This is a genomic window from Shewanella surugensis (assembly GCF_023284005.1).
Classification (GTDB): Bacteria; Pseudomonadota; Gammaproteobacteria; order Enterobacterales; family Shewanellaceae; genus Shewanella; species Shewanella surugensis.
The window spans coordinates 1-2,904 of sequence record NZ_JAKIKS010000250.1; the positions used below are offsets into that span (position 1 = coordinate 1).

A 2,904-nucleotide genomic window follows, 5' to 3' on the forward strand; every position below is an offset into this window, starting at 1 on the left:
TGAATTCGTCGCCACTGCTTATCGCTAATCATTTTACGAGACATATGAATTTCAAAGAGAAAAATTGTATCTTAATCAGCTAATCATGGCCAATTGTCAACGCCCCCTAGCAATAGAATGCTTAATCGCGATTATAGAGATATGAAAATAAAACAAATTTTTGATGACAGTAAAGAGCGTTATGGTGCCATTCGTATTCAACGAGAGCTGATAGAAGAGCAAGTTCCAGCTGCAATCAGGACTATATCTGATAGCATGCGGCGACAAAAATTGGTGGCCAAGGCGGCCAAAAAATTCAAAGTAACGACTGATTCTGACCATCAGTTACCGATCTAACTAATCAATTTCAAAAGATCTGATGGGATAGCATTGCAACAAAGCCGTGTTATGGGCAAGGTGTATAACAAGGGCCGTTCACAATATGTCCCGTTTTTTTATCAATATCTAAACTGGGAATGTCTAGATGCTTGCAGTGCATCGCAGGGTTGATTGCGGCAGAGATAACGTGGATATTTCTACAATGTAGGGTATTGCTGGATGCACTTAGACCGTAGCTAGTACTGTTTGGGCATTTAAATGGGATTTTTTTCAAAATTTCTGTGCATGCTTCAAAGGAGCCACCCAGAATGGCTTTTTTAGTTCTTGGATTCAAATAGCCGTTACATGATTGAAATTGAGGAGTTAATGTTTCATCAGACTCTGCATAACCTTTACAGTAAGCACTCCCCCAAGAATGCATCTTTGATTTGATGAGATACGCCGCATATTCAAGTCTAGTACTATAAAGTGCTTTGCAAATAATATCTGAACTAGGATTAGTAATAGTATGGACATACATAGACTCTTGAGCTGAATCAGAGAATTCTACTTTCAGTTTATTTGGTAATGCAACCCCTTTAGAAAAATAAAATCGAATATCTCCCAATATTTTTATTTCTTTTTGATTAGATGTCACTGATATAAAAAGAGGAAAGTTGAAAATGACGTCTTTATTTGGCGCCTCATCAATTAATATGTTTTGCACAAAGTTGCTCGGTAGAAGGAATGCTGCACTAAAACCCCCTGCCGTAGCCTGACCATTAAAATTCACTAAATATTCTATAATTTTGTCGCGACCTTCCCATGTTAGGTTCGGTACTGAATCTGCTTGTATTTGAAATATTTCTGGATTTTCTGTATTTTCAAATATCATTGTTATATTGCCGCAATTAAAAGCATCAAAAAATTTAACTATGGTGTCGACTCTTTGATCGAACAGTGTTTCTGAAGATTCAGGTTTTTGATTATGTTCGGTATTGGGGTCAGTACATGATACAGAGCTTAATACTATTATCAGTGGCAATAGGCAATAGATTTTTAGAATATTGAGCATGTTACCCTCTAATATCAATTATATGTCTTTTTCTGTAACGCAGATAAAGATGAATTACCACATAAAGAAGCCGTTGTATGTGAAAAAGACCCAAGTTAAGTTCCTGCATAAAAGTTTTCAAAGCTTGGATTTAACCCTTTAGACAGCGCGAACCCATGTGCTATCGGCGAATCGACATAACGAGAAAGGTTATAAATCAAACAAAATACAGGTTAACTTTAACTCAGGCACTTAAGCTGATGTGGTTAATGGATCATTTTTGCTTATTATGAGCATAGTTGATTTTGGTATATTTGCTACGGACGAAGATTCGTTTCTGTTCTCATCGCAGATTGCAACAAAGCCCCAGCTTCACCAATCCGGTGTTTGAGGCGTTACCGTGTATTTGATTACCATACTTTTCTTAATCTAAGCATCATGAAATAGAGCCTAAGCACTAGCTTATTTCTGTCCATGTATGAGCTGAATATACCAGTGATAATGGAGCCTTAATCATCCTTTACCTTTTTTAGCTTCTTGTAATGGTTAACGCTTCTTTTAATAACTAGTCAAACGTCTAGTTCACATTTAAAAACAAATGGTTGTACATTATGTTTTTGAGAAAGTTAAGGCGACACCCTCTACTTTTGGTACTTAATATTGCTGATCGAATCGGTACAGCTATCGCAGTAGTGACAATTTTTTTTAATAATTACTCTCATATATTTTAATCAAGGCGTATTAATATGATTAGGTTTTTTTTTATTGCTTTACTTTTTACACAAGGATGTACTTCAACGACATTAGTCAATGATGAGGAAAAAGTATATTACCTTCCGCTTGTTAGGAAGGAACTGCTTGATATGAAAGAGAGAGATCAAGCTGCACGTTTTAAATTTATGAGAAATAAAAGAAGTGACTATGATAGTCAGGTTAATGAGTTGGACATAGAAAATACGGAAAAGTTAAAAATAATAATCAAGCAACATGGAAAGCTCGAGGTTAGTAATATAGGTAAAGATGGATTGGAAGCCGTTAGCCTTATTCTCATACATTCACCTGACACTAACTTTCAAGAGGAAATGCTTCCTTTTATAAAAAAACTTTATTCTAATGGTGCATTAGAAGGTCAAGATTATGCATTATTATTTGATAAAATTTTAGTTCATAAAGGTATAAAACAATATTATGGAACTCAATTCATATTCAAAAATGGAAAGTATATTCCCGATGAGATAGAAAATGAGAGCAATGTCGACTTACGCAGAAAAGATGTTGGTTTACCTAGTTTATCTGAATACTCAATTTTATTAAATGAGTTTTATTTGAACAAATAAAACTATGAGAGTAGTTTATTGTTTAGATGTATTTATTAGAAAATGGGGATTTTTTATTATATGAACATACTCATTTTTTCTAGTCGATAATCCCCCCATTTTCGCCCCTATTGTCGAGTAGGCGACACCTGTTACCAAGTGCCGCCCCTCTAAGAACCCAGCGTGCAACTTTCACTGCACTGGGCTCAAGCCTCCACTAAGGCATCATATGACACC

General features: G+C 35.4%; 3 protein-coding genes. 2 read left to right on the forward strand and 1 reads right to left on the reverse strand.

All coding sequences use genetic code 11. The annotated features are described in order from the left end of the window. The first annotated feature begins 141 nt into the window (after window positions 1-141). The gene (locus tag L2764_RS26550) at window positions 142-336 is read left to right on the forward strand and encodes an IS3 family transposase (RefSeq protein ID WP_376708507.1); all 195 of its coding nucleotides are present in this window, start codon (window positions 142-144) and stop codon (window positions 334-336) included. Window positions 337-385: 49 nt separating this feature from the next. Here L2764_RS26550 and L2764_RS26555 read toward each other — a convergent pair whose 3' ends face one another. Continuing rightward, window positions 386-1,372, reverse strand: coding sequence for a hypothetical protein (locus L2764_RS26555; protein WP_248943344.1), 987 nt, complete (start codon window positions 1,370-1,372; stop codon window positions 386-388). 725 nt (window positions 1,373-2,097) lie between these two features. Here L2764_RS26555 and L2764_RS26560 point away from each other — a divergent pair. Further along, entirely contained in the window at window positions 2,098-2,688 is a 591-nt protein-coding gene (locus tag L2764_RS26560) for a DUF6624 domain-containing protein (protein WP_248943345.1), read from the forward strand. Window positions 2,689-2,904: the final 216 nt, after the last annotated feature.